Consider the following 24,782-nt stretch of genomic DNA (forward strand, 5'->3'; position numbering starts at 1 on the left):
TACGCAAAGTATATTTGCCTTTTTATCTCGGTATGGTCACGCCCTAATGATAAATCTATTTCGGACTTGTAGCAATTACAAACTTCAAATTGTTCTTTACACCGATTTGCAAAACATCGACTAAATCTTGGACTTGCAGATTAAACGGAATTCGAACTACAACGGTTTGTTCTTTGTCTGTTCCTATTTTTGACATTAAGCTTGTTTCAAGGTTTTCAAAATCGACCTCTTGCTTGTCAATGTAAAACTTTTTATCTTCTGTAACCGACAAACTAATTAGCTGTTTATTGGTTTTTTCATTTGCTTTGGCTTTTGGCAACGTCATCTTAATCACATTCGGATTTGCCAGTGTTGAAATAATCAAGAAAAACAACAACAGGAAAAACATAATGTCACTCAATGACGATGTCGCCACCTCTGCATGAAATCTTCTTTTTCTCTTAATAGACATGGCTTATGCTCTTTGAATTATATTGACAAATTCTAAAATCTGTTTCTGAATCTTTAAAGCAAAATCATCAATTTTTCCGTTCAATAAGTGGTAAGCAGAATAGGCAATAATTCCAACAATTAATCCGGATCCTGAACTGATCATTTTTTCGTATAAACCTCCAGAAATGTTTCCGATGCTAATATTTTCTGTTACCGAAATACTGTAGAAAATCTTAATTACCCCAGAAATGGTTCCGATAAATCCTAGAGTTGGCGCGATACCTGCGATAAGTCCAAGGTGACCTAGATGCCTTTCCATTTCCCCGATTTCGATATCAGCGGCACGGTCCATATTAGATTCGATTTCTGCAATTGGCCTTCCGATTACCAAAACACCTTCTTTTAGAATATTTCCAGCAGCGGTATTGCTTCTTTCTACAATTGTTCTCGCTAGTTCGATATTTCCTGAATTTAGTTTATCGCCTACATCCTGCATCAAACGGCTGTCGATTTTTGACGCACGGCTGATGTACATGTATCTTTCAAAAATGATATAAATGGTATAAAACAGTAATATCGCAATCGGAATCAGGAAAACCCCTCCTTTCATGATAAACCCAAACATTGAAATTTCATTTTGAGGAGCAATCTTCTCGATCACTACATTTGAAGCATTTGCGATTGTATCTGTTTGTAATTGAATAAAACTAAACATATATTAATTCTGGTTTTTAATAATTAATTCTAAAAAATATTTGAAATTTGCAATAAAGATAATTTTCGCTGTAATATTAAACTACAAAAATCGAAATTTATTTCAATCAACAACTATTTTATCTAAATAAATGAACTATCAAGAGACTACCAATTGGATGTTTAATCAGCTGCCAATGTACCAATTGCAAGGTGCTTCTGCGTATAAAGAAGATTTAACCAATATTAGAATATTGGCTGCTCATCTTGGTAATCCGCAAAGTGAGCTAAAATGTATTCATGTTGCTGGAACAAACGGAAAAGGTTCTACATCGCATATGCTTTCGTCTGTTCTTCAAGAATCAGGCTATAAGGTAGGATTGTACACTTCTCCTCACTTAAAAGATTTCAGGGAAAGAATCAAAATCGACGGAAAAGAAATTTCTGAAGCGTTTGTTATTGAATTCATTGCAAAACATAAATCGTTTTTTGAAACCAATGACATGAGTTTCTTCGAAATGTCGGTCGGTTTGGCTTTTGATTATTTTGCTGTCGAAAAAGTGGATATTGCAATTATTGAAGTTGGTCTTGGGGGAAGATTGGATGCTACAAACATTATTACGCCATTAGTTTCGGTAATTACGAATATTGGATTAGATCATACGCAGTTTTTAGGAAATACTTTGGAAGCAATCGCTGGGGAAAAAGCAGGAATCATCAAACCGAATGTTCCAGTTGTGATTGGTGAATATACAGACGAAACAAAACCCGTATTTTTGGCTAAAGCGGAAGAAAATAAGTCGCCTATTTTTTTCGCATCCGATTTGATTGATCAGATTTATTTGTCGGACTTAATTGGCGATTATCAGTTTCACAATAAAAAAACCGTTCAGCAGACGATTTCGATTTTGAATAATGAAACCGATTTTAAAATTTCGAATGAACAATTACAAGACGGATTATTGCATGTTGTAAGAAATACAGGTTTACAAGGAAGATGGCAACAATTGGGAGAAAATCCGAAAATTATCTGCGACACGGCACACAATAAACACGGATTGACTGTTGTGATGAATCAGTTGAAAAATGAGACTTTCGAAAATCTTCATATTGTTTTAGGTGTTGTTAACGACAAAGATTTAGATTCTATTTTGCCATTATTCCCAAAAGAGGCCCAATATTATTTCTGCAGACCGGATTCTTCTCGAGGATTAAGCACAGAAATTTTACAAAATGAAGCCCAAAAACACAATTTGATGGGAGAAAAATTCGATTCTGTTGCAAGCGCTTTCGCGGAAGCAAAGAAAAATGCCTCAGAAAATGATTTTATTTATGTTGGCGGAAGCACTTTTGTTGTTGCGGAATTGCCTTTGGACTAAAATACATTAGGCGTTTAGAAAAAATCATTTTAATAACAAATTCATAAACAAATAGATATAAAACATTTTTTTAAAAAGTCTTATTTTTTATTCGTTTTTCTTTGCAGAACTCAAAAACAAGCGTATATTTGCACTCGCAATCACAAACGATAGCAACCTAGTAAAATAGGGCGATTAGCTCAGCTGGTTCAGAGCACCTCGTTTACACCGAGGGGGTCGGGGGTTCGAACCCCTCATCGCCCACAAAAAAAACTCCTTAAGAAATTAAGGAGTTTTTCTTTTACATAAGAAAACTGAGAAGAATATTAAAAACTCACAAAAGTTAAAAATTCTTTGCAGAACTCAAAAACAAACGTATATTTGCACTCGCAATCACAAATGATAGCAACCTAATAAAATAGGGCGATTAGCTCAGCTGGTTCAGAGCACCTCGTTTACACCGAGGGGGTCGGGGGTTCGAACCCCTCATCGCCCACAAAATTCCAAAAACTCCAAAGTCATTTGATTTTGGAGTTTTTTGCTTTAATACAATTTATGAACTTTATTGTCTACATTCTATTTAGCGAAAGCAAGAACAAATTCTACATAGGATTCACATCCAATCTAGAAGAAAGGCTTATTAGGCACAATCAAAAAAGCAAAGGCTTTACAGGAAATACAAATGACTGGAAAATTGTTTATACCGAAAATTACGAAACTAAAGAGCTAGCAAACAAAAGAGAGCTACAGATTAAATCTTGGAAAAGCAGAATTAAAATACAAGAACTAATCAAAAATAAACATTAGCTCACCTAGTTCAGAGCATTCCGATTTTTCATCGGAAGTGGTCGGGGGTTCGAACCTTCCGATGAAAAATCGGAACAAGCTATCATCGCCCACAAAATTCCAAAAACTCCAAAGTCTTATGATTTTGGAGTTTTTTGCTTTAATACAATTTATGAACTTTATTGTCTACATTCTATTTAGCGAAAGCAAGAACAAATTCTACATAGGATTCACATCCAATCTAGAAGAAAGGCTCATTAGGCACAATCAAAAAAGCAAAGGCTTTACAGGAAATACAAATGACTGGAAAATTGTTTATACCGAAAATTACGAAACTAAAGAGCTAGCAAACAAAAGAGAGCTACAGATTAAATCTTGGAAAAGCAGAATTAAAATACAAGAACTAATCAAAAATAAACATTAGCTCATCTGGCTCAGAGCATTCCGATTTTTCATCGGAAGTGGTCGGGGGTTCGAACCTTCCGATGAAAAATCGGAACAAGCTATCATCGCCCACAAAATTCCAAAAACTCCAAAGCCTTATGATTTTGGAGTTTTTTTATTTATACTCATCAATATTTACACTTCTATTTTGATTGTTTGCTTCTGCAATCGCTTTTAGAATAATTCTTATTTGAGTTTTATCAATGCTATAGTTATCAAAAAATACAGATTCAATCGTTTTTGTATTTGCAATATCTTCTAAAGGATTTTTTGCAAGCAGAACCAAATCGGCTTTATATCCTATTTTCACTTTTCCTATATTCCTTTTCATCCAATTGCCTGGCGCCACAGTTGCCGAATAAAGCGTTTGCGCATTTGTCATCCCCGTTTTTGATAAAGATTCTAATTCGCTATGAAGCGAAAATCCCGGAACAACAGTAGCTACATTAGCGTCTGTCCCAGCCATAATTACAACTTTATGATCCACTAGTGCTTTTGTCATAATATGAATGGCTTCGGCATAGGTATTCCAAAAAATTTGAGATAATCTTTTTGCCTCATCGTCATTCTTCCCATCATATTCGTAACCATTTTTACCAGGCAACCAACCCATTTTATAAAGCGGAGTTCCTTCAATAATCTTTGGATTCACATATCGAAGTTCTATCTCTTTCAATTTAGATTTCAAGCCAAACCTTTGATTCGAAAAACTTTCGCACAACCAAATAGTGGAAGTAACACTGATATTGTTCTCTTTTATTTTTTTTGCAATCTGTTCAGAACGTACTTTTAGAAACTGAAGATATTCTTTTCGATTCTTTGAAATTGATTTCCCAAATTCATCGATTGTTTTTACGGTTAGCTCTTCAATATGAGCCACTTCAATTTGACCGGATTGATAAAAAGTCTCCAAACCAACTAACGGAATATGACCTATAATCGGAATATCCTGTTTTGCAGCAATCTCTACAGTAGCTTTAAACATTTGAGGATTAACAAAACCATACATTTTAACGGCATCATACCCTTTATTTTTTATCTTTCTGATTGCTTTTTCCGCATCCTTTCGAGTGGAATAATTAATGGAATGCCTTGTCCAACTGTAATAATAACCAGTTAGTCCGCTTTCACTAAATATGGGAGGCGAGGCAATAAACATTTTTGGACCAATTTCTCCTTTCAGAATTTCTTTTCTCCATTCCAAAATCATATCGCTTCCAGCCATTTCTCTGATAGAGGTTATTCCATTTACTAAATACAAAAACAAATCATTTTTGCTTTCTTTTAGATGAACATGACTATCTACAAGACCCGGAATAAGAAATTTCCCTGTTCCGTCAATAACTGTAACTGTGCTATCAAGGTGTTGATTTTTTCCAATTTGAATTATGGCACCACCTTTAATAAGTACATCTAGATTTTCTATAAAATAGGTGCAATCTTCTGAAAGGACATTTACATTTTTTATTTGAGTTGTTTTAGAAGGCTTAACAATTGAAGAAATAGCAATAACCTTGGTGGATTTCCCTAAGACTTTATTTAATTCATTATCTGCCCATATAAAAGCACTGACAAGAATAACTAAAAACACAATAAAAGCGTACAGCAATCTCTTAATCCACAGTTTTTTCATAAATTATCTAGTTTCGATTTGAGAGGCAAAATAAACCCAAAGACAACTCAATTCCTTATAAAATCAGGGATTAGGTACGAAAAGTCGTTTTTTAGGTATGAAAATTCAAGGCTGTCAAGAGATTCGAAATACTACAAAACTCAAAACCTCCAAAGTCATTTGATTTTGGAGGTTTTAGATTTTAAACATTTGGAAGTTTTGTGATTTATAGGCAAACTTTCAAATTAATTCTCTCCACGAATAACTTTTCTGCACTATTTTCCAGAAACCTTTGTATTTAAGCATTAAAAAATAGTCTGTAAAAATTCGCTTATTAGACATTTTGATTTCTACTTTGGCAATTGCCGCATCTTTTTCAATATCGACTGAAAGTATTCTTCCTATCCTATCTGTTTTTTGTCCCGTTTTTACATCCGAAATATATTGTTCACCAGACCGAATCCACAAAGTATCTTTTACAACCGTGTACAAATTAAAATTAGGATGAAAAGCTTTTCTTAGCCTTTCGGGTTGTCCGTTGGCGGTTCCTTCAATATAATCCAACAAAACTCCTTTAATCTGCTCTAAGTCGCCATTGGCTTTACTGCCTTTTTTTAAATTCTTTTTTAAAATTTGTATTACTTCATTTGCCACTTTAGAGCCAGAAGTTGGATCTTGTCCAGTCACAAATCTGCCATCGACAACGCAAAAAGCATCTCCGCCCTTTTTAGAATATACAAAATTCCCTTCATTATTTCGAATTGCCTTGTCTATCGCAAAAGGAAAAGTTTTGTAATATGCCGCTTCTTTATTTTCAAATTCATCAGGAAAACCCGTAATCTTTCTTCCCGCATAAAGCGATTTTCCATTTTCATCTTTTAAATAACTAATGCCTGCCGTTCCGTGGCAAATCGCAGAAACGACTCCATTTTTACTGTAAATCGCTCTTGCCGTTTTTTGAATAACAGCATCTTCCGCAACGCCAAACATAGCAGCTCCACCTCCACTGTAAAAAATGGCGGAATAATCGTCTGCAATAATTTCGTTTGGTTTCAAAGTATGCTCTAACTTATCCATAAACCATCCATCGTATAAGTATTTTTTCTGCAAACTATCAGATGCATTAATGTAACCAATAGGAATCGCGCCGCCCTTTGGACTAATAAAATCGACTGTATATCCCGCTTTTATAAACACATCATAAGGAACGATAATTTCCTCAAAATGATTGGCTGCCGCAATTCTAGTTGCGCCATAAAAATCCTGATTTGAAGTCACAAACAAGATTTTATTTTGTGCAATATTATTTGCAGGATATAAGGATATCAGAATAAGCACTAAAACTATAATTTTCTTCATTCTCTAAGAATTATTAAGATTAAACTTTTCTTATTCCTTTGGTTTAGGAGCAGTAGCTTCAACAATTTTATGAGGCGTTCTGGTCGATATTTTGTCTACAATAAACCAACCTTTACTCGTTTTCATGAGATTGAAATAATCGATAAACAAAAGCTTTGAAGTACTGATTTCGATTTTTGCACTGGCAATCTGATTTGTTATGTCTATAGAGATAATACGTCCTGACCAATTTGGTTGCTTGGCATATGGTTTTTTAAAACCTGACAAATACTGTGATTTGGTAACAATATTTAGTTTGTCATCGGCGAGGTATTTTAGTTGCCACGCACTATGAAATGACTTACCTACCATAACAGAATCACCAGTAGCCTGACCATCAATGTAAAAATTCAGCGTTTTTTGAATTAAAAGCAAATCATTTTCAGAATCGTTTGCCTGAGCCTTTACATTAAGAAACACAAAACTAAAGGAAATAAATAAAACCACTTTTCTCATTTTTAAAATTTTAAATTGTTAATAATGAGTGCAAATATCCCGAAGACGGATATCTAAAAGGTTTTAATTTATAAAGTAGAACTCTTAATTTATAATATCTGACCCGCTTTTGTGTATTCTTTTTGATATTCGGCGGGAGTTAAGCCAGTCGCTTTTTTAAAAGCAGTAAAAAAAGTCGATTTGGAACTAAAACCACTATCATACCCTAAACTTTCTAATGTGAAGTTTTTTTCGGTTTCTAATAGTCTTTTAGCTTTTTCAATTCTGTATTCTTTAATAAGATTCGAAAAAGATTTACCCAGAATCTCATTCACATATTGAGACAATAAATGCTTGGTTATTTTTAATTCTTTTGCCGCTTCTTCCAGACTGAAATCTGGATTGAGATACAGTTCTTTTTCGATTATTATAGACAGCTTTTGACCAATTAGATTCAGTTTTTCTGCGTCTAATTCTTTGTTTTTGTATTTCTGTTTTTCTTCAAAAAAAGTAGAATCACTGCTATTTCTAAAAACTAAAAGCAAAACAATCAAATACAAAATAAATGTAAATGATAATGCTCCAACGATATACGAAGTATAAGTTGCTGTAGAATAAGCCAGCCATATAAAGATGACTCCTAAATAAATACTCAGAGACCAAACCTCAATTTTCTTTAAATTCTCTTTTCTTTTTAGCTTTTGTACAACTGGCAAAACATATCGAAAGGACAAAACAATATAGACAAACCATTGAAAATAAATTACCCTTACAATCCAAAAACTCCAAATTTCCCGATGTTCACCGTAAGGATAAAAAATCCCTAAAATGGTTATCCCTATCAAATGAGAAAAAACATGTTTCAGCCAATCTTGTTTCCCTCCTTCTGTATACGTTTTGAGATATAAAAAAAGAAATGGGCCAATTAAAACACAAGCCGAAAGTCCAATCTGAATAAAAATAGTTGATAAATGCGGATTAAAATAAAAAAAAACCGACTTAATAATTCTGACACTCAAAACAAGCAGCAGCAAGGATAAAAAATAATTTGCAAAAACTTTCTTTTTGGCATTTACAGCAAAGTACAGCGAAAGTATAAAACCATTGAAAGCTCCTAAAGCGCTCAGAAAGAAAAGTAATTGATTTGATTCGATCATTTATCAGCTAAATAAAACAGTTGGATTTTTATTATTCCTCAGCATACAAAGACAAAGCAGTTTTGTCTTTTTTATCTCTTTTCTTACGAATATAAGAAAATTTTCAAGTGCAAATTTATCTCATTTAGTTCCAACAAAAATAATTCTCGCCAAACTCTAATCAATGTTTTTTAATTTTGCTAAAAACAACACCTTACAATTAAGACTTGCAATTTATATTGAAAAGCTTCTGTATGTAAAAAAGAACGCTTTTTGGGGAAAAACTAAAAAAACTTATGAGTAATCAATTAATTGGATTTAATGTTAGAGTTTACGCATTTTGCTTAAACGACAACAAAATTTTGGCGTTGCATGAAAAATATGCAGGAACACAGATATGCAAATTACCTGGAGGAGGCCTTGAGTTTGGAGAAGGCACCATTGAATGTCTTCACAGAGAATTTGAAGAAGAATTAAACTTAAAAATTGAAATCCTAGATCATTTTTATACTCAAGAAAGCTTTATAGAATCTCGTATCAAAGACAACAAACAAATTCTGAATATTTATTATACTGTCAAAATACTTAATCTTGAAGATTTAAAGGTTCAAATTCCTGGATTAGAAAAATTAGAATGGATTGCTATTGATTCAGAAAACAATCCTTTTGTTTTACAAGCAGACATAATTGCATTCGAGAAATTAAAAAAGAAATTTCTCTAGATGTTTTACAAATAGATTTAGATATGCCAAAAAATTACTTAACGAATTAGGTAGTTTTCTTCTTTTCTACAAACAATTTACTGTAAATCATTGTTTTGAATCTTCTCACATACTTTTTCAAGAAGCCTCTTCGTTTGTCTGAAATATTTCATTTTATCATCGATTTCTTTAATTTTTGCTTGAAAAAGCTCTAGTGTCTCTGGTTTCGCATCAATAGTTTCAAACCAACTGGTCAATATTTTTTTTATTTCAGCTAAGCTAAAACCGACTTCTCTCGCTTCTATAATAATTTCTAAACGTTCAATAGTATTAGCATCGTAATGTTTATAGTTATTAGATTTCACATTTTCATTAGTCAATCCCTTGATCATTCCTAAATTTTCATAATATCTAATCGTATGAATTGAAAGTCCTGTCTTTTTTGATAATTCGTTTATAAGCATCGTATTTTTTTTTTAACAAAACAACAAAGCATAGAGCATAGTCTATACTTTACCATTACAAATATACTAATTGTTTCCCTTTTTAAGGTCTTTAAAAGATATTTATAATTTACTCAAATTATTTAGGCGTATTTTTTTCAGAAATTTTAAAAATTTTCACAATAGCATTCCTTTTTTCTGTAGTATTGTATTAGAGAGCAAAGACATCCATAATTAGAAAGACATGCGTTATAAGTGAGAAATCATTTTTAAGTTGCAGTCAATTAGCAAAATATGAAACCACAGAACAAAAAAATAGCAATCCTTATAATATGCATTTTGAATGTATTAAGTTCATATGCTCAAAATGACATTAATAGGTTATTTTTTAATCTCCCTTTAGAAGCAAGTAGGGATACAATCTACTCAGCAATTAAAAAATATGGTTTCATAGAAAGTGGTCGCAAGGGAACTGTATCTCAAGATGATACTATCATTAAAACATTTCATGGTTATTTAGATACAAAAGAACCTGCAACCGTATTAGCTGATAGTATAAAAATTCTGTTATCGACTGGAGGAATTGTTTCTTCAGAAATTGACAAATATTACCAAAATTTACTAATTGTCTGGAGCTATTATCATTTTTCAAATCCTAAAGCAGCAAAAATATTTTATCGAGATAAAAAAATTGAAATAGAAAAAATCAGATCTGAAAAATTAGCTCTTTACAGCAATTCTAATGATAATGTAAAAGCAGGATCTACTGATACTAAAGACTATACTGATGTCTCTATCAAGTTCGATAGGGAAAGACCAGGGTATATTGTGATTACCTTAGAATATCAAAGAAATGAAGGAGAAAGAAAACTCAAACACCAATTTGTACCGAAGAAAGAATTAGTATATCGCGAAATAGACCCTAAGAATTTATTTCGTGCTAATACTGTAGACCAAGTTCCTATTACCAAAATGTGCTTAAACAAAAATGACAAATCAGCACGATGTTTTATAGAAAGCATAACAAGATACATTAATGTTGATTATGAAGATTTTAATTTGCCTCCTGGAATCCAAAGAATTGGATTAAAATTTATAGTTGATAAAAACAAAGAAATTATAAACATTCAAGCATCACATCCTAATAAGAAACTTTGTGAAGAAATAATGCAAAATGTGAGCAAAATAAAAATAATGGAAGCAGCTAGTAATAAAGGCATAGCAGTCGATTATTTAGTAGAAACCACATTACGAATTTCATATGGTAATTAACTTGCTAAGAGTTTTATTTTCGACAGATTTCAGTAATTCGCTTAATGTAAATTTGGTTTTGTATCTCTTATGATTTGTCGTCGACAGTTCATTACAAATTAATTTACTTTTTATAAAGTTCGATTTTTCTTCCGTCAGGGTCGGAAATTATAGTCAAAAAACCAAAATCTGTTTGTATAGGTTCTGAAAATGCGATTCCGTTGTTCCTTAACAGATCTAAGGTCTTTTCAAAATTATCAATTGCAAAACCTAATCTTGTACTTTTGTCTGCTTCCGTTTGATTTTTTGTCAGCGGATAAATTTCAAAAACCAAACTTCCTATTGTCGCGGAATAATGCATAGGAGAATTACCATGTTTATGATAGTCAAATGTCAAACCAAGCAAATTATAAAAATTGGCTAAACGCTTTTGTTCTTTTGTTCGTATTACAATGAGTCTAATCTCCATTTGTTTTTAATGTCTTTATAGTCGACAAATTATTAAAGCAATCACTATTAAGCGGAATTCTAAACAAATATATAAAACATACTTTTGTAAATATTACTGAATAATAGTTTTAAAAAACTTCTTTTTTTAACAGCCCACGAACTCCTATATTTACTGAAATATTTCGCAGTAATTTTAATCCGCAAAAATTGGCAAAACAAAAATCAAGCATAAATTGGTATTTTCTATTAATAGGAATTATAATGCTGTATCTCAGCTTACCAGATTCTAATACATCACAACAACCCGAATTAAAGAAAATAACGGTTGAACTATTTAAAGATATAACCACTGTAAAAGGAAGCAGAAGTTCTGTTGATTATAAGTTGTGGACAAAAAACTACAATAATCAATTTAACATTTTGAATGGAAGTGTAACCAGAGGAAAAAACGAAGCCATAGAAAACTTAAAAGCCGGACAAATAGTCGATTTGCTCATCTCATCATCAAGCTTTGAAAACCTTAGCAAAGGAGAAGAAGGTATTACAATAAGAGGCATTAGTCTAAATGGAAATACTTTAATGGCGCCAGAAGAATTTTATCAAAATCGAAAGGTGTACAAGACTCGATTAACGGTATTTTCTTTATTTACAGGTTTAATGCTTATTTTACATGGATTGATGAAAGTTCCAAAAAAAATCAATTATATCATTATTGGAACTTTTGTTGGGGCAATCGTTATAATGCGAATTTTTGATGTAGGGATTTATTAAAAAAACTATTTCTTTAATATCGTTGCATTCTTTAACCCACTTCGAACAGTCAATTGATTTTTATTAAAATTTAATCTCCTTACAGATATAACCTTGCTTTTCAAAAAAATCATTCGGAAAATTCATTAAATAATTTCCTTGTAATTGCCACAGTATGAATGTTCCGTTTTTAAGGAAAATCCAGCGAGAAAAACTACTTTTGGAATCTCTTTTTTCTGTTAATTCATAAAAAATCGCATCCTTGTATAACTTGTCGTATTTGTTTTTATCGATACCATTTTCTACTAAATCTTCTTTAAAATTATTTTTGGCTTTCGCGCTTAAGGACTTGGATTTAACCCAATGTATTTCTCCCAAACAATTATCACAACTCAACGTATATTTATAAACTGGATTTTCTTTTAATGAATTTATTAAATAATCCTTTTTACGAAGTATTGATTTCTTAGAACTGAACAGCTCATTTACGCCAGAAATCGTATTGAACTGAATATTTTTTGAACCTTTTACATCTTTTAAGTACATTTCGAGACACTCCTTTCCTTCCCACTCAATTGATGCCATATCTACAATTTCTGCTTTAGTAATTTCAAACTCCTTTTGTAAAGATTTAAAAGTTCTTGGAAATTTATGTCTGGCATCTAAATAATTTTCTTTATCCTCCAAAAAAGAATCATAAAGAGCTTTTACAAATGAATTATTAAAATTTCTGCCGCTAACTCTTTCTTTGTTGCTTGGAATGTGATCGGGTAATAATGCAGCGACTAACTCAGAAATTTTTGAATCGTAAACGTTCCTTTTCATTGTACGCCATGGCAACATATATGGATTTTGTCCACTTGAAAATACCGATAATGTATCGCTTTTTTGTATTACAAGAACCATAATAAAAGGGTAATCATCTGTGCTGGGCGCACCTTCAAGTGACGAAGCGGCCTGATTTGCTTTTTTATAATCTTTTATCGTGTTTATGGCAATAGAATCCATTTCTTTTAGTCTCTCTTTTTTCTTTGAATATTCTTTCCAGAGGTTTTCAGCATTGGATACAAGCCATAAAGAATCTCTTCCAAAAGAAATCAAAGGCTTTTCAAAAGATATTGAATCATTAACGCCTCTTCTTCCGATTAATCTAACTAGTTCAGAAACCTGTTTAGAGTCGACTTTTTTGATTATCGAATCTGGTTTTTCTAAAGGAGTAAGCCACAAATCATGCCTATTAATTTGAAAGTCATTTTCAAAGTGTGACCAAGCGAAATGAGAGTCTTTGATAATTATTTTATCCCAATCATTTAATGAGTCGTTACTGTTTTGGGCAATTGCTATTTGGCCAACGAATAAAAAAGTTAACACCAAAAAAATAGACTTAAAAGCAATTACGGTCAAAATACAGAAACCTTTCATTTTATTTTTTTAAGTTTTTAATCGTAAAATTGATTTTTAGTATGGCTTTGCCTATATGATACCAATCAACATTTAAAGCTAATATAAGAGTTTTTGTACTTGCATCTCAAAACATCTTTATTACTTTCTTTAATTTTAATAAATTCGCTTTTTCTTTCATCTAAAAATTATGATCAAGTTCAAACTAACACTATTTCTTACCGCAATTTTATTGACTGCATGCAACCAAAACAAAACTGCAGATAAACCTCTTAAAAGTTCTCCTCTAGAACGAGAAAAAGTAGAAACAAAAGAAGATAAAGTTAAAAACGCCTTGACTTTTATTAATGGATACACCGATAATGCTAATAAAATGAATAAAGCAGTAGGTATGCAAGAATGGGTTAATTCGAGCTCCTTGGCAACTCCTCATTTTAAGAAAGAATTAAAAAGGATTATGGACGAAGCTTATAAGGAAGATCCAGAATTAGGTCTTGGAAGCGATCCAGTATTTGATGCTCAAGACAATCCGAATGCTTTTGAACTTGAATCTTTAGATGAAAATACAAATTACCTTATCGTAAAAGGAAAAGATTGGCCAGAATTTACGCTTTCGATGAAAGTGGTAAAAGTAAATGGAAAATGGTTGGTTGACGGATGTGGCATCGTAAACATCCCTAACGACAAAAGAAGAAGTAGAGAATAAGCGTTTCTACTATTTCACAAACTTAATAAGCGTTTCTAAATCGGTATTTTTCTGATTGATAATAATCAGCTGACTTTTGTCTTCTAAAAGAATCTTTTCTACGAATTCTTTGTCGGGATTTGCTTTCCAGTTTTTCAGTTCTTTAAGTTTATTTTTTAAGAGCTTTAATTTTACTTTGCTGTCTTTCGAGATAATCACCATTTTGGTCAGCGGTGTTTGTAGCATTTTTTCGATACTGCTTTCTGTAATCTGGTCTTCGTATTCTGTTCTCGAACGATAACGGAAGATTTTATCGATTACCTTAAAATCTTTTTTGTTTTCTGTAATCACATAACGATACGTCATGATGTTGTTAAGCTCATTTATCCAATCAGGAAAATTAGTTTCGTACAGCAGAATGTATTGATCTATAAAATTTTCATCTATTGGTTTCTTCTGTTCAATATATTCTTTTGTTAAAGGATAAATCTGCTTCGCCATCAAGTTGATGTACTTATTGTTATACCACTCGCCTTCATCAATTTTGTTATCGAGTTTTTCGTAAACATAGCCATTTCCTAATACTGTTGCGAGCACTTCGTTCATTAACTGGTAGGCATAATTGCTGGATTTTGATTTATTTTCTTTAAACCAAACATCAATTTGTGTTTTAACTTCAAGCGGTTGTTCGTCGTAAATTATATGAAAGGTTTCGTGCATCATTACACTAAACAAATCTTTATGCGATTTTAAATCGGTTTGAATGGCGCTGACAAAATTATTGCAAAATGCAGAAGCTGTAAATCCTTTTGAATTGGGCAACGGATAAAAAGCCGCTTCAAACGGAATGGAGTTATCCCAGCTGGAATTATAAAAAACCAATCCCATTTTAAAATAATTTTCAATCTGATGTTCCCTAGCGCATTTTCTAATTTCGTCTAGCTGTTTTTCAAACTTTTCTTTGTTTGGATTGTAAATCAGCTCGTTGTAAATCGGGGTAAATTCAACAATGCATGCTGCTAAATCGCTGAGCGTTTTATTGGAGACCATTCCGACAGAACGAACTTTGAAATCATTTAAGTCGGCAGTTTCAATCAAATTCTTTTTCAAAACATCATATGTCTGCATTGTTTTTTTGGAGCCATATGGAAAATCTTCAAATCGAAAACTATAATAAATAGACAGCTGTTCAAATTTTGAGACTATATTTTTATACTTCTCGACATTATATTTTGACTTTTGAAATTCTGTTTTAAAAACATTATCTGGATAATATTCGGATAAATTTTCTAAAAACACAAAAACAGCCAGTTGCTCTGAATATTTAATTTTGAAAGTCAGATTTTGCCCAAATGAAAACGAGCATAATAATAAAAAAGCCAGCAAAAATGTATTTTTCATGTAGTCTCGATTAGCAGAAAAAAAATTAGATTGGTAATAACGTTTTACAAATACAAGATATTTTACAAACGTCTGTTTCGTCTCTTTTCCTTCTTTGTCAATACTGGTTTAATCAAACCCAGCTCTAACAGTTTTTTATTGTAAAGATCTTCTCGGAGTTTTTCGAATTCTTCATTTAAAAGAAAAAGCAACTTTTCTGATTCGTTCGGATTTTCGAGTTTTTTCAGCATAATCGCAATTCTTGTATTATGCGAAATTCCATCACGATTAATAACAAAATCAACCTTACTTGGATCTTCCATAAACCAATCAGAATAGTATTTTTTTAATTGCAATTCTTTCTGGTTCATCAAAAGACCGATTAGGTTTTTAATTTCAGTAGGTAATTCAAAACCTAATAAACTTTCAATTTCTTTCTTTTCGTATCCATTTGCAAAAAAACAGATTTCGCCTCTGCATTCATAATAGATATCAACGAAAATTTCAAATGTTAAGAGACGTTCTGTCCAACCATCCGAATAAATACAGGAAAAAAGGAATTCTTCGTCTAAAACATAATAACCTGATTCATCGAATCTTTGAATTTCTAATCGATTAAAGCCCATTTTGTTTTATTTTATTGTTTCTAAATGATGCTGTTTTCTAAAATTTCATTTATCCTTTTTCTTCAAACATCTTCCTCTTGGTTCATCGCTTTCATAAAGTACAATGTCAGAATGCAGAAATTCTGCAGCTGCGGCGGAATCTTTTACTTTTATAGCGCTTCTAGCAAGCATTTCTACTTCAAATTCATTTAGTACTTTTTCTCTTAGTCCAATTTTTTTCCATTCAGATGAAGATCTGCAACCAAGCGATATTGCGCGCGCCAGCAAAAGCGCATCAAGTAAAGCCTGATTTGCACCTTGACCTTTAAACGGACTCATTGGGTGCGCAGCATCACCAATTAAGGTTACACTATTCCCTTTCTGAAGCATTTCAGAAGTCAGTAATTCTCTGTCATAAACGGGATAACCTGAAATCTCTGACTCTTGAGTTGCCTCTAAAATCTGCGGAATCGGTTTGTGCCATTGTATTCTGCGACAGGCTTCTTCTTTTAGCGCTTTTGTACCGAGAACACTTAGCGCTTTTGCCTCTTCTTCTGGCATCGGAAAACTAAGCTGCCACATTACCGAATCTGCCGTATAAGGCATAATGTAAATGCGTTCGTTACCATTGGCTGTCTGAAAAACCGTGGCCGAATCCAATAAAGAATCGTCTATATCTTTGAGCGCTTCTAATGGACAAATTCCCAAAATAACAATACAATCGAGATAACGCAAAGGCGTAGCCTCATCTCCTATCAACTGTCTTCGCACAGAACTACGGATACCATCGGCTCCAACCACAAGATCTGCTTTTGTTTTTTTCATTCCGTTTTTGGTCTGAAAAGTTAATTCAAGACCTTGATTTTCCGATTCTTTAAAATCAACCAACTGATGTCCCCATTGAACAAATTTACTGCCACCAAGTTGTTTAAGAAGTTGCAACCGCAGTAATTGCCTTGCTATATGTATGTTTGTTCTTTTTTCGTATTTCTCAGCATCGGACTGAATCCATTTTCTGATTCCCCATTCTCCAATTATTTTCCCTTCCATTGTGTGAACTACATGTCTTGTCGAAACGACACCATCTTGCAACGAAAAAATCCCAAATCCCTCGATTGCTTTACTGGCTTGTTGTAAGGTGAGTCCATAACCTTGTGAACGGGCTTCAAAATTCTGATCTCTTTCAAAAAGTGTAAAAGGAATATTTCGGTGAAGACAAGCTACAGCCAAAGCCACACCGCCAATTCCGCCTCCTATAATGGCAACATGCGGAAAAGTTCCAGCATCTGCTACCAGACGATTTGCCACGCGCACAAGTCCCGAACCCAAACAATTGCTGCAGCTATGCTGATGTGCTTTTGGGCGAATTGGGGGTTTTCCTTCGCTATTACTTTTCTCAAAGAGATTAAGTTCATTTTGATAGCGAAGTTTCATTTTCTTGCTGAGTCCGCGGCTTTTTTTGCCCTGTCCTTTGCATTCAGGACAAGCTGCCCAGTTTACATCTTCATTTTCCACTTTTCTTTTATAATTATTCGTGTTGGCGAATTTAGAAATTTAATAATCTTCTTTTTAAATCTTGCCAAATTAATGCATTCGATTCCGTAATTATTTCAACCTAAAATATCTCTCAAAGCCATTATTCTCATCATACGAATATTCAGATTTTAATGTTTTCTTTTTCTTGGAAAATTCAGCAGCAGAAAGAACTTTCACATCTTCTGGATATTCTACAATACCGACTTTAATCAGATTATAAGTGATTTTATTCTGTTGGTCTTTTGTTTTAATAAGGATTTCAGAATCGTTTCCGATTAATTCAATTACATCATCAATAATCACCAATCCAGAATTCTGATTTTCTATAGAAACATATTTTGAAGGCAGCATGTCGCTTTCCATCAAATAAAAATTACTCGCCAGGCTTTCTTTATACTTGTAATCTTTATAAAAACACTGAGCCAAAAAAAAGGAACTCAGTATTGAAATAACCAATGCTTTTTTCATCTTAATTATGGTGAATAAAGGATTTATTTTTTTGAATTGTATTCTTCAGCGATATCGCTCCAGTCATTTTTCCATGTACGGTAAAAATAAACCTCTGCCTTTTCCCAGTCTTTTGCGTCCCAATCTTCTCTTTCATCAACTAGTTCTAATTTCTCAGACCGAATTTTCTCAATCATCAAATTTAGAAAAGCATCAAAATTGTCTGCAATTACAGAAACCGGCTCTGGACTTCCACACGGAAGATAGATAATCTGTCCTGAAACACCTTCGGAATTCGGAATAAAATCAATACAAAGAAAATTTCCAGAACCATCGTGAGCAAAAGGAATTCTTTTTGTAGAATACAGCACATTGGCCAGTTTTTTTACCTGATTAACTCCTTCAGGTTTTGTATCAGGCGCATTTTTAAAAAATGTCCATTCATTTTTAACTTCTTCAATGGATAAATATCCAAATCCTCCTAGAAAACCCAATCTTCTTTTTTCTCCATTATATGTTCTCAATAGCTGAACATAAGATAGAGGAAGCTTTTGACCTGTAAAACTTTCCAATTCTAGTATTTCGGCATCGGTAGCACCTTTATTCATAAAACGATCAAAAATATCAAGCTTACTTTTACAGACATTAATAAAATTTGCAGTTGCTTCTGATTTCATTTGAGATGGATTTTTTTTGTTTTGTTGTGCTTTTGAAAAACTAAAAAGCAAAAGCATCACAATTAAATAATGTTTTTTCATAAAATTTTTATACTGAAGTATTTCTATTGAAATAGCTTTCTACAATTATCTTTTCCTCCTTTCAGTCAAATATTTTCGGAGCGGAATATCATAAAAAATCATTACCAGATAAGCAAAACCGACTAAAAGCACCACACTTGTTGTTACAATAAATATGAGTTGAGGCATATTGGGTTTATAATTTAGAAAATAATTTCCAAACATCCATAAAACGGCATAATGGGTCATGTATAACGGATATGAAATGTTACCCGAAAAGAGACATATCTTTTTTAAACTTGGTTTTAAAACGGCGCCTGCTCCCAAAGAAATAAGCAACGGAAAGTAAAACAAAACCACAAGAGGTTCTGAGATCCAATTCCATTTTGAGAACGGCATTACAAAAGCCAAAAGCAATAAACCAGCCAGACTTATAAATCCAAATTTATTTTTGATGATCCAATTAGATCGGTAAATAAGTAATCCTGCCAAAAAAGAATATGAAATTCTCGCACATCCATCCCAAAAAGTTGGACCGCTCCAGCCTCCGAGCAGATTGCCAGAAACATAAGCTACGTAACAAATTGCAAAAGCTGCAATTATTGTACTTGCTAGTAGCAAAACTCTTCCAATTCTAAACAGGACAAAAGCATAAACGATATTGGCGATATACTCCCAAAACAATGACCAAGCTGGCGCGTTGAAACTAAAGAGATTAAAACCTCGATCTGCAATTACCGGAAATGGAATAAGAAACAGCGAACAGATAAATGTCAGAATGATTTTTCCTGTACTGTATAATTCGAGATGACCTCCAAAAGGATCAAACAAAAACGCCAACAAACCCAATACAGAACCTGCAATAACCAACGGATGAAGTCTTATGATTCTTGAAATAAAAAAATTTCGAAGTCCCATTTCTGCAATTCGATCATCGTATGCATACCCGATTACAAATCCAGAAAGGCAGAAGAAAAAATCAACAGCCAAAAATCCATGGCCAATAAAATTCTGACTCGGATCGGTAAAAATCCATTCCATAAAATGAAAGACCACAACTGCTAAGGCAGCAATTCCCCGAAGTCCATCAAGAATTTCAAAATGTTGTTTTTTCTGTAGGGTCAATTCGGGATTTTTGTTTGTATTCATTTGCTTTTTTGAAATGGTATAGGATCATTTAGCTTGCAAAATATACATAATTATGATTCAAATCAAATTAGTTTTCCTTTAAAAGAGATTCTTAGCAATTTGAACTGACTTAATCTTCCCCTTCAATAGTAACATCTAGACATTCACTTCCGATATTAAAATCTAAAAGAAAATCAGTCAATTCAGAATCGGCTTCGATAACTATTAATGTATAATTTTTTCTTTCGCTTGAAAATTCAACTTCTTCAATCGATTTTATTCTTAAAGTTAGAGCCAGTGAAGGATTAAATGGAACATTCAAAAACCAATTTTCCTTCACAATTCCTTCTTTCATTTTGCCAATCAGGTAGAATTCATTTCTATTTCTGATTGCAAAACTTTCAATAACTTCAAATATTCCTTCTCTTACTTTATCTTCCATTTTCCTATTTATGAAATTTCTTCCACCAATCCAGAAAATAATCTCTACTTTCTATAAACTTTTTTCTGTCTGTCATATCCGGAAATAACTTCACAAAATACTCTGGATAATAAGATTGAATTTTTCTTGCATTATTTCTTGTCAGCACATTAAAAACGTAATTTTTACCATCAGTAATCACTGCTTTTTTTCGAATAGTATCACCACCATCTATGTATGTTTGAATAATTCGAGTTTGATTCAGCGAATCATTTTTCAATTTCCAAAAATCATTTTCTTTAAATTTTGCCAGCAACTTATTTACTTTCGAGCTATTTACGTCTTTACCGTTGCCAAAAAAAGTACCTGTTTTAATAGTATCAATTTTAATTGGACCATTTTTGCCTTCTTTTTTCCATTGAATAAAATTACTTAAATAGGTCCAGCTTTTCCACTTTCCATTTTTCAATGCTAATACATTATATTGTTCAGCACAACATTGCTCCGAGTAAGTCAGAACAAAATCATAATCTTTTAAAAACGTTTGAAGCAACGGATTAGTAGCAGAATCCTTTTTAGTATAATTAGTTTCGATTTCAGGAACCTGACCGTACAGATGGATTGATAAAAATAATCCTAAAAAATAATATTTAGTAAGCATTATTTAATTGTAATGAATGAAAAATTTAATTGATTTGACTACAAAGACTAGTCCCCACCACCACAACCGCCACATGAGCTTCCGCAAGAACTCCCACAAGAACTGCTGCAACTAGAATTACTACTTGAACTATCGCTACTAGTATTATTAAACGGAACTGTTAGTGGCATAAAAACGAAAGCCACATTTCCGTATAAAAAATAATTCCATTCCCAATTCTTTTGAGCATCCGTATTTTGTTTTTCTTGCAAATGTGAAGAATGCATTCGCTTTGAAAACAAATCATTTAATATTTTATCAAAAAATGCAAAAGAAGCGATAACAAGAACAAACATCAAGGCAACAAGAAGTCCAATCGCTTTTCCTCTAGAGAGACCTGTTACAATTCTACACATGCCAATGCTTAACAAAAATCCAAAAACAAATACTGAGATTTTGATAATTTTTAAAAACTTTTTAGAATTGAGAATCACCGATTTTATGTTACCAACACTTTTACTAATCTGCTCAAAAAGCGGTTTGTTGCAAGCGGTATGAAACAATTGCGGATATGGCATTGGATCGTTTTCCTTCATAATTTCGATAATACAATTTTCATACTGATTATCGGTCTTTTCTTCCACAACCAACTCCAATTTGTTATTCACAATTTTTACCCTGTGGTTTTCAATCAAATTATTTACCACTCCGCGCACTACAAATTCTAATTGATCTTTTTGAAAAAAGACCAATTCAAAAGCGGTCAGATTATTGACAATAAAGTTTGATTTGAGATTTTCGATTAATTTGCTTCCGGCATTTTTCGTGTACTGCAACAATAAAAACACACTGAAAGCATAGAGTGAAATGTAATAATACAAAAAATACGGATTATCAATTTGAGTCAAAACAGGACTTACAACCCAATAAAATGGGAAAAGCATAATCAAAAATCCCAATATATACTTTTGTGCAATTTTCTTCGGCGTCGTATTGCTGCTTTCCAGATTTAAAGAAAAAACATTATTTGAATTGTCCCAGAATTCGTGAGGCTGTTTTCCAAAATTGATTTCATACAGTTTTTGAGTAGTTTCTTTCGCTTTTTGAAATTTCTCAAATTCAGCCTTATTATGAGTTGACGGAATATGATCTATTCGTTTGCCTAAAATGGCACAAAAGTCAGAATATAAATTTGTAAAAATCAAATGCTGATGCCAGACTATATCAACAATTTCCGAAGGAGAAACCATTTCGTTTGATGTTGCAGCTAGATACATAAACTTTTTATATTCAAGAATGGCTGTTTTTGCAAAGAAAATTGTCCAGCTGTTTTCGACTGCTAGTCGTATAGAGAAGCCATATTCATCTGCAGGATTATCAAAATCAAATTTTTCGATTGCTGTCCAAAGCTGTATATTCATATAATTAAAGCTCTTTTGTTAATCTATCCAATTCTTTCAATAAAATTGGCATTCTAAATTCACCAGCCATACTGCTTACTTTATCAAAGGCCTCTTCTAGATTTATTCCAATCGCAGTTATGTATAACGGTTTTTGACTATCACCTCGAAGTAAACTTTTTTTATTTTTTTCGATACTCGCAAAATTGGTTTTAGCAACACCAATTATCGGAATTTCTTCATCTAGCTTTTCATATAAATATCCTCCTAAACCATACTTTTTCTCATCATTCAAATAGACAAATCCGTCGACAATAATTGCTTCTGCATTTTTAAAATCGATTTGTTGCAACAGACTCAAAATACAAGGCAGTTCTCTTTTATAGAATTCTCCGGGAATATATTCTGCAACATTTTCTATAATTTCGTTATGGATTTTAAAATCAGTACTGTCATTCCAATTTTCAAACTCAAGACAGACCGTTTTGGCTTTGTTGTCATAGTAATACGTATCAAAGGCTAATATCATATAGAAAAAATTAAATGCTCAAAAAAAACCTGCTTTTCTTAATTTCGGTTACTAAAGCTAAGCGCAAATTAATCATTTAAACCTTACGTTTACAATCTTCAAAATATTTCTTTATGCTTTTTCCAAACGCTCTCAAAAAAGAAAAAAAAACTCATTTTTTTACTATTATTCTCAATCAAACTTTGATTTGGTTTTAATAGTTAGCGAAAAAAATTTCAAATAAAACCTTTAATAATTCCTCTTTTAGATTCTCTAACAAAATTTAATATAGCATCCCGCTCTAAAGTTGGGCAAAAATCTTTTTCGATTATTTCTAAAGCTGTTTTTACATTCATTCTTTGTTGAAAAAGTATTCGATAAATTGATTTTAATTCATCTAATTTTTCAGCTTCGAAACCACGTCTCTTTAAGCCGACGGAATTTAGACCCGCATAACTCAAAGGTTCGCGCGCAGCTAACACAAACGGAGGGATATCTTTAACTATACGGCTCAAGCCAGTCACCATAGAATAATCACCGATTACCGAAAATTGATGAATTGCTGTTAAACCGCTTAAATTTACCCAATCACCAACAATTACTTCCCCAGCCATTCCAACATTAAATCCGATAATACTGTTATTGCCGATGATACAATCGTGTCCAATGTGAGCACTGGCCATTATCAAATTATTATTTCCAATAAAAGTTTTGTGTTTTGATGCAGTTCCCCTATTTATCGTAACAAATTCTCTAATTATATTGCAATTGCCAATCTCAAGGAGAGTATATTCATTATTATACTTTAAATCTTGTGGAATACCTCCTAAAACTGCTCCCGAATGAATTTGACAGTTTTTGCCAATTCTTGTTCCGTTCAATATGGTAACATTATTGCCAATCCAGCTGTTATCACCAATTTCAACATCATTTTCTATTGTAGTAAAATTTCCAATATGAACATTCTTTCCAAAAACTGTTCTATTTCCTATGCTATTATTTTTCAATTTTATTTGTTTTGATATAATTACAAAAATTGGAAAATAATAAATCGCATTATTTGATGTAATATCAAGAAATTGAAGCCCGAATTCTACTCAAAGTTTCTTGGCTGACACCTATTAATGAAGCAATATGTTTCAGTTTGGTTTTGATAATAATTTGCGGAAAAGAAGTAAGCAGAAATAAGTATTTTTCATGAGCACTCATTACTCTAAACAAATGATGGAACTCATTAATCTTAGAAAGATAAAAGCGAAGTTGATTAATATGAAACTTTGAAAAAAGAGGATATTCTAATAAGGTCTTTTCGTCAGAATAGGTCAAAGAATAAAGTACAGTATCTTCACAGGCCTGAAAATTCTCAAACGATGGTTTTTGCTCAAAAAAACTGCTCAATGAAGTTATAAACTGATTATCTGTATAAATCCATTTTGTTTTTTCTATTTCATTTTCAAAACAAAATCGACGGACAGTACCTGTCTTTATAAAATAGACTTTTCTACAGATTTTGCCTTCTTCGACAATAAATTCATCTTTTTTGTATTCCTCAATAACGAAATGTTTTTTTATTGCTTCTTCCGTTTCAAAATCTAATTTTTGAAAGCTATTAATAACTTCAATAAGCTCTTTCATGTTTCAAAATGTTTAGAGCAAATTTATCAATAAATCAAAATGAACAATATAAAACCAACAAAAAAATGCTTTCTAAAGAATCTTCTTTAAGCAAAAGAACTTCTTATCCAAAAGTAAAATATAATGGCAAAAAAAAGCTTAAAAGCAGATTATGGCTTTCGAAAAGCAATTCTAAGGAAGTTTATGCTTAATTTTTTAGAGCTCCACAGGTTTTTGAACCTGGTCTTCCATTCTCATCTTTAATAAACCATGAGGCAAAAAAAAATCCTCATCAAGTCAATGATGAGGATTCCTAAAGAAAGGCGACGACATACTCTCCCACAATGATGCAGTACCATCTGCGCAGGCGGGCTTAACTTCTCTGTTCGGA

General features: G+C 32.4%; 29 protein-coding genes and 2 tRNA genes. 10 read left to right on the forward strand and 21 right to left on the reverse strand.

Features of this window, described 5'->3' with window-relative positions:
• Positions 1-55: 55 nt before the first annotated feature.
• Together ACFFLS_RS18485 and ACFFLS_RS18490 are read right to left on the reverse strand one after the other, a co-directional pair.
• The gene (locus ACFFLS_RS18485; protein WP_008464192.1) at positions 56-451 is read right to left on the reverse strand and encodes an ExbD/TolR family protein; all 396 of its coding nucleotides are present in this window, start codon (positions 449-451) and stop codon (positions 56-58) included.
• A 3-nt stretch (positions 452-454) separates the two neighbouring features.
• The gene (locus ACFFLS_RS18490) at positions 455-1,147 is read right to left on the reverse strand and encodes a MotA/TolQ/ExbB proton channel family protein (protein ID WP_379683593.1); all 693 of its coding nucleotides are present in this window, start codon (positions 1,145-1,147) and stop codon (positions 455-457) included.
• A 130-nt stretch (positions 1,148-1,277) separates the two neighbouring features.
• Between ACFFLS_RS18490 and ACFFLS_RS18495 the strand changes: the two genes are divergently transcribed.
• The 5 genes from ACFFLS_RS18495 to ACFFLS_RS18515 all read left to right on the forward strand — a co-directional run bounded on the left by ACFFLS_RS18495 (position 1,278) and on the right by ACFFLS_RS18515 (position 3,693).
• Positions 1,278-2,504 (forward strand): bifunctional folylpolyglutamate synthase/dihydrofolate synthase, encoded by a 1,227-nt coding sequence (locus ACFFLS_RS18495; protein ID WP_379683594.1) that lies wholly within the window; start codon positions 1,278-1,280, stop codon positions 2,502-2,504.
• A 168-nt stretch (positions 2,505-2,672) separates the two neighbouring features.
• A tRNA-Val gene (locus ACFFLS_RS18500) sits at positions 2,673-2,747 on the forward strand.
• Positions 2,748-2,904: 157 nt separating this feature from the next.
• Positions 2,905-2,979, forward strand: a tRNA-Val gene (locus ACFFLS_RS18505).
• Between the two features lie 59 nt (positions 2,980-3,038).
• On the forward strand, positions 3,039-3,290 hold the full coding sequence (locus ACFFLS_RS18510; protein ID WP_379683595.1) for a GIY-YIG nuclease family protein: 252 nt from the start codon (positions 3,039-3,041) through the stop codon (positions 3,288-3,290).
• Between the two features lie 151 nt (positions 3,291-3,441).
• Positions 3,442-3,693, forward strand: a complete 252-nt coding sequence (locus ACFFLS_RS18515; protein ID WP_379683595.1) for a GIY-YIG nuclease family protein — start codon at positions 3,442-3,444, stop codon at positions 3,691-3,693.
• 135 nt (positions 3,694-3,828) lie between these two features.
• Here the strand turns inward: ACFFLS_RS18515 and ACFFLS_RS18520 are convergent, their stop codons facing one another.
• The 4 genes from ACFFLS_RS18520 to ACFFLS_RS18535 form a co-directional block, all read right to left on the reverse strand.
• The gene (locus ACFFLS_RS18520) at positions 3,829-5,346 is read right to left on the reverse strand and encodes an amidohydrolase family protein (RefSeq protein WP_379683596.1); all 1,518 of its coding nucleotides are present in this window, start codon (positions 5,344-5,346) and stop codon (positions 3,829-3,831) included.
• Positions 5,347-5,565: 219 nt separating this feature from the next.
• Positions 5,566-6,684: a nuclear transport factor 2 family protein gene (locus ACFFLS_RS18525; protein WP_379683597.1), complete on the reverse strand. Its 1,119-nt coding sequence runs from the start codon at positions 6,682-6,684 to the stop codon at positions 5,566-5,568.
• A 30-nt stretch (positions 6,685-6,714) separates the two neighbouring features.
• Complete coding sequence (locus tag ACFFLS_RS18530; protein WP_379683598.1) at positions 6,715-7,179, reverse strand: nuclear transport factor 2 family protein; 465 nt, start codon at positions 7,177-7,179, stop codon at positions 6,715-6,717.
• 89 nt (positions 7,180-7,268) lie between these two features.
• A complete protein-coding gene (locus tag ACFFLS_RS18535; RefSeq protein WP_379683599.1) occupies positions 7,269-8,315 on the reverse strand; it encodes a helix-turn-helix domain-containing protein in 1,047 nt (348 codons plus the stop codon).
• 275 nt (positions 8,316-8,590) lie between these two features.
• Here ACFFLS_RS18535 and ACFFLS_RS18540 point away from each other — a divergent pair, with 275 nt between their 5' ends.
• Complete coding sequence (locus ACFFLS_RS18540) at positions 8,591-9,016, forward strand: NUDIX domain-containing protein (protein ID WP_379683600.1); 426 nt, start codon at positions 8,591-8,593, stop codon at positions 9,014-9,016.
• A 77-nt stretch (positions 9,017-9,093) separates the two neighbouring features.
• Here the strand turns inward: ACFFLS_RS18540 and ACFFLS_RS18545 are convergent, their stop codons facing one another.
• Complete coding sequence (locus ACFFLS_RS18545) at positions 9,094-9,459, reverse strand: MerR family transcriptional regulator (RefSeq protein ID WP_379683601.1); 366 nt, start codon at positions 9,457-9,459, stop codon at positions 9,094-9,096.
• 273 nt (positions 9,460-9,732) lie between these two features.
• Between ACFFLS_RS18545 and ACFFLS_RS18550 the strand changes: the two genes are divergently transcribed.
• Positions 9,733-10,710: a hypothetical protein gene (locus tag ACFFLS_RS18550; protein ID WP_379683602.1), complete on the forward strand. Its 978-nt coding sequence runs from the start codon at positions 9,733-9,735 to the stop codon at positions 10,708-10,710.
• 103 nt (positions 10,711-10,813) lie between these two features.
• On the opposite strand, the gene ACFFLS_RS18555 is transcribed toward ACFFLS_RS18550, so the two are convergent.
• Positions 10,814-11,158 (reverse strand): VOC family protein, encoded by a 345-nt coding sequence (locus ACFFLS_RS18555; RefSeq protein WP_379683603.1) that lies wholly within the window; start codon positions 11,156-11,158, stop codon positions 10,814-10,816.
• Between the two features lie 188 nt (positions 11,159-11,346).
• Here ACFFLS_RS18555 and ACFFLS_RS18560 point away from each other — a divergent pair, with 188 nt between their 5' ends.
• Complete coding sequence (locus tag ACFFLS_RS18560; RefSeq protein WP_379683604.1) at positions 11,347-11,910, forward strand: hypothetical protein; 564 nt, start codon at positions 11,347-11,349, stop codon at positions 11,908-11,910.
• Positions 11,911-11,973: 63 nt separating this feature from the next.
• Here ACFFLS_RS18560 and ACFFLS_RS18565 read toward each other — a convergent pair whose 3' ends face one another.
• Positions 11,974-13,311 carry a hypothetical protein gene (locus ACFFLS_RS18565; RefSeq protein WP_379683605.1) on the reverse strand — a complete coding sequence of 446 codons (1,338 nt, stop codon included), beginning with the start codon at positions 13,309-13,311 and terminating at the stop codon, positions 11,974-11,976.
• A gap of 169 nt (positions 13,312-13,480) precedes the next feature.
• Between ACFFLS_RS18565 and ACFFLS_RS18570 the strand changes: the two genes are divergently transcribed.
• Positions 13,481-13,996, forward strand: a complete 516-nt coding sequence (locus ACFFLS_RS18570) for a hypothetical protein (protein ID WP_379683606.1) — start codon at positions 13,481-13,483, stop codon at positions 13,994-13,996.
• A gap of 9 nt (positions 13,997-14,005) precedes the next feature.
• Here the strand turns inward: ACFFLS_RS18570 and ACFFLS_RS18575 are convergent, their stop codons facing one another.
• The 12 genes from ACFFLS_RS18575 to ACFFLS_RS18630 all read right to left on the reverse strand — a co-directional run bounded on the left by ACFFLS_RS18575 (position 14,006) and on the right by ACFFLS_RS18630 (position 24,412).
• Complete coding sequence (locus tag ACFFLS_RS18575; protein WP_379683607.1) at positions 14,006-15,376, reverse strand: hypothetical protein; 1,371 nt, start codon at positions 15,374-15,376, stop codon at positions 14,006-14,008.
• 62 nt (positions 15,377-15,438) lie between these two features.
• The gene (locus ACFFLS_RS18580; protein WP_379683608.1) at positions 15,439-15,981 is read right to left on the reverse strand and encodes a hypothetical protein; all 543 of its coding nucleotides are present in this window, start codon (positions 15,979-15,981) and stop codon (positions 15,439-15,441) included.
• A gap of 45 nt (positions 15,982-16,026) precedes the next feature.
• Positions 16,027-17,475 (reverse strand): FAD-dependent monooxygenase, encoded by a 1,449-nt coding sequence (locus ACFFLS_RS18585; RefSeq protein ID WP_379683609.1) that lies wholly within the window; start codon positions 17,473-17,475, stop codon positions 16,027-16,029.
• Positions 17,476-17,565: 90 nt separating this feature from the next.
• Positions 17,566-17,964: a hypothetical protein gene (locus ACFFLS_RS18590; RefSeq protein ID WP_379683610.1), complete on the reverse strand. Its 399-nt coding sequence runs from the start codon at positions 17,962-17,964 to the stop codon at positions 17,566-17,568.
• Positions 17,965-17,987: 23 nt separating this feature from the next.
• Positions 17,988-18,701 carry an SMI1/KNR4 family protein gene (locus ACFFLS_RS18595; RefSeq protein WP_379683611.1) on the reverse strand — a complete coding sequence of 238 codons (714 nt, stop codon included), beginning with the start codon at positions 18,699-18,701 and terminating at the stop codon, positions 17,988-17,990.
• A 45-nt stretch (positions 18,702-18,746) separates the two neighbouring features.
• The gene (locus ACFFLS_RS18600; RefSeq protein WP_379683612.1) at positions 18,747-19,829 is read right to left on the reverse strand and encodes an acyltransferase family protein; all 1,083 of its coding nucleotides are present in this window, start codon (positions 19,827-19,829) and stop codon (positions 18,747-18,749) included.
• Positions 19,830-19,938: 109 nt separating this feature from the next.
• Positions 19,939-20,250, reverse strand: coding sequence for a hypothetical protein (locus tag ACFFLS_RS18605; RefSeq protein ID WP_379683613.1), 312 nt, complete (start codon positions 20,248-20,250; stop codon positions 19,939-19,941).
• A gap of 4 nt (positions 20,251-20,254) precedes the next feature.
• Positions 20,255-20,890, reverse strand: coding sequence for a hypothetical protein (locus tag ACFFLS_RS18610; protein WP_379683614.1), 636 nt, complete (start codon positions 20,888-20,890; stop codon positions 20,255-20,257).
• 47 nt (positions 20,891-20,937) lie between these two features.
• Positions 20,938-22,290, reverse strand: a complete 1,353-nt coding sequence (locus ACFFLS_RS18615; RefSeq protein ID WP_379683615.1) for a glycine-rich domain-containing protein — start codon at positions 22,288-22,290, stop codon at positions 20,938-20,940.
• Positions 22,291-22,294: 4 nt separating this feature from the next.
• The gene (locus tag ACFFLS_RS18620; RefSeq protein ID WP_379683616.1) at positions 22,295-22,798 is read right to left on the reverse strand and encodes an endonuclease V; all 504 of its coding nucleotides are present in this window, start codon (positions 22,796-22,798) and stop codon (positions 22,295-22,297) included.
• 215 nt (positions 22,799-23,013) lie between these two features.
• Positions 23,014-23,784, reverse strand: a complete 771-nt coding sequence (lpxA, locus tag ACFFLS_RS18625; RefSeq protein WP_379683618.1) for an acyl-ACP--UDP-N-acetylglucosamine O-acyltransferase — start codon at positions 23,782-23,784, stop codon at positions 23,014-23,016.
• 64 nt (positions 23,785-23,848) lie between these two features.
• Positions 23,849-24,412 (reverse strand): Crp/Fnr family transcriptional regulator, encoded by a 564-nt coding sequence (locus ACFFLS_RS18630; protein WP_379683619.1) that lies wholly within the window; start codon positions 24,410-24,412, stop codon positions 23,849-23,851.
• An 8-nt stretch (positions 24,413-24,420) separates the two neighbouring features.
• Between ACFFLS_RS18630 and ACFFLS_RS18635 the strand changes: the two genes are divergently transcribed.
• Positions 24,421-24,603 carry a hypothetical protein gene (locus ACFFLS_RS18635; RefSeq protein WP_379683620.1) on the forward strand — a complete coding sequence of 61 codons (183 nt, stop codon included), beginning with the start codon at positions 24,421-24,423 and terminating at the stop codon, positions 24,601-24,603.
• Positions 24,604-24,782 lie beyond the last annotated feature (179 nt).

Origin of the sequence: Flavobacterium procerum (assembly GCF_042431625.1) — a bacterium.
GTDB lineage: Bacteria > Bacteroidota > Bacteroidia > Flavobacteriales > Flavobacteriaceae > Flavobacterium > Flavobacterium procerum.

What these genes read in the sequence shown, in the direction of transcription:
- ACFFLS_RS18485 (WP_008464192.1), bottom strand. Translation starts at nt 451, where the DNA reads ATGTCTATTAAGAGAAAAAGAAGATTTCATGCAGAGGTGGCGACATCG.
- ACFFLS_RS18490 (WP_379683593.1), bottom strand. Translation starts at nt 1,147, where the DNA reads ATGTTTAGTTTTATTCAATTACAAACAGATACAATCGCAAATGCTTCA.
- ACFFLS_RS18495 (WP_379683594.1), top strand. Translation starts at nt 1,278, where the DNA reads ATGAACTATCAAGAGACTACCAATTGGATGTTTAATCAGCTGCCAATG.
- ACFFLS_RS18510 (WP_379683595.1), top strand. Translation starts at nt 3,039, where the DNA reads ATGAACTTTATTGTCTACATTCTATTTAGCGAAAGCAAGAACAAATTC.
- ACFFLS_RS18515 (WP_379683595.1), top strand. Translation starts at nt 3,442, where the DNA reads ATGAACTTTATTGTCTACATTCTATTTAGCGAAAGCAAGAACAAATTC.
- ACFFLS_RS18520 (WP_379683596.1), bottom strand. Translation starts at nt 5,346, where the DNA reads ATGAAAAAACTGTGGATTAAGAGATTGCTGTACGCTTTTATTGTGTTT.
- ACFFLS_RS18525 (WP_379683597.1), bottom strand. Translation starts at nt 6,684, where the DNA reads ATGAAGAAAATTATAGTTTTAGTGCTTATTCTGATATCCTTATATCCT.
- ACFFLS_RS18530 (WP_379683598.1), bottom strand. Translation starts at nt 7,179, where the DNA reads ATGAGAAAAGTGGTTTTATTTATTTCCTTTAGTTTTGTGTTTCTTAAT.
- ACFFLS_RS18535 (WP_379683599.1), bottom strand. Translation starts at nt 8,315, where the DNA reads ATGATCGAATCAAATCAATTACTTTTCTTTCTGAGCGCTTTAGGAGCT.
- ACFFLS_RS18540 (WP_379683600.1), top strand. Translation starts at nt 8,591, where the DNA reads ATGAGTAATCAATTAATTGGATTTAATGTTAGAGTTTACGCATTTTGC.
- ACFFLS_RS18545 (WP_379683601.1), bottom strand. Translation starts at nt 9,459, where the DNA reads ATGCTTATAAACGAATTATCAAAAAAGACAGGACTTTCAATTCATACG.
- ACFFLS_RS18550 (WP_379683602.1), top strand. Translation starts at nt 9,733, where the DNA reads ATGAAACCACAGAACAAAAAAATAGCAATCCTTATAATATGCATTTTG.
- ACFFLS_RS18555 (WP_379683603.1), bottom strand. Translation starts at nt 11,158, where the DNA reads ATGGAGATTAGACTCATTGTAATACGAACAAAAGAACAAAAGCGTTTA.
- ACFFLS_RS18565 (WP_379683605.1), bottom strand. Translation starts at nt 13,311, where the DNA reads ATGAAAGGTTTCTGTATTTTGACCGTAATTGCTTTTAAGTCTATTTTT.
- ACFFLS_RS18570 (WP_379683606.1), top strand. Translation starts at nt 13,481, where the DNA reads ATGATCAAGTTCAAACTAACACTATTTCTTACCGCAATTTTATTGACT.
- ACFFLS_RS18575 (WP_379683607.1), bottom strand. Translation starts at nt 15,376, where the DNA reads ATGAAAAATACATTTTTGCTGGCTTTTTTATTATTATGCTCGTTTTCA.
- ACFFLS_RS18580 (WP_379683608.1), bottom strand. Translation starts at nt 15,981, where the DNA reads ATGGGCTTTAATCGATTAGAAATTCAAAGATTCGATGAATCAGGTTAT.
- ACFFLS_RS18590 (WP_379683610.1), bottom strand. Translation starts at nt 17,964, where the DNA reads ATGAAAAAAGCATTGGTTATTTCAATACTGAGTTCCTTTTTTTTGGCT.
- ACFFLS_RS18595 (WP_379683611.1), bottom strand. Translation starts at nt 18,701, where the DNA reads ATGAAAAAACATTATTTAATTGTGATGCTTTTGCTTTTTAGTTTTTCA.
- ACFFLS_RS18600 (WP_379683612.1), bottom strand. Translation starts at nt 19,829, where the DNA reads ATGAATACAAACAAAAATCCCGAATTGACCCTACAGAAAAAACAACAT.
- ACFFLS_RS18605 (WP_379683613.1), bottom strand. Translation starts at nt 20,250, where the DNA reads ATGGAAGATAAAGTAAGAGAAGGAATATTTGAAGTTATTGAAAGTTTT.
- ACFFLS_RS18610 (WP_379683614.1), bottom strand. Translation starts at nt 20,890, where the DNA reads ATGCTTACTAAATATTATTTTTTAGGATTATTTTTATCAATCCATCTG.
- ACFFLS_RS18615 (WP_379683615.1), bottom strand. Translation starts at nt 22,290, where the DNA reads ATGAATATACAGCTTTGGACAGCAATCGAAAAATTTGATTTTGATAAT.
- ACFFLS_RS18620 (WP_379683616.1), bottom strand. Translation starts at nt 22,798, where the DNA reads ATGATATTAGCCTTTGATACGTATTACTATGACAACAAAGCCAAAACG.
- ACFFLS_RS18630 (WP_379683619.1), bottom strand. Translation starts at nt 24,412, where the DNA reads ATGAAAGAGCTTATTGAAGTTATTAATAGCTTTCAAAAATTAGATTTT.
- ACFFLS_RS18635 (WP_379683620.1), top strand. Translation starts at nt 24,421, where the DNA reads ATGTTTAGAGCAAATTTATCAATAAATCAAAATGAACAATATAAAACC.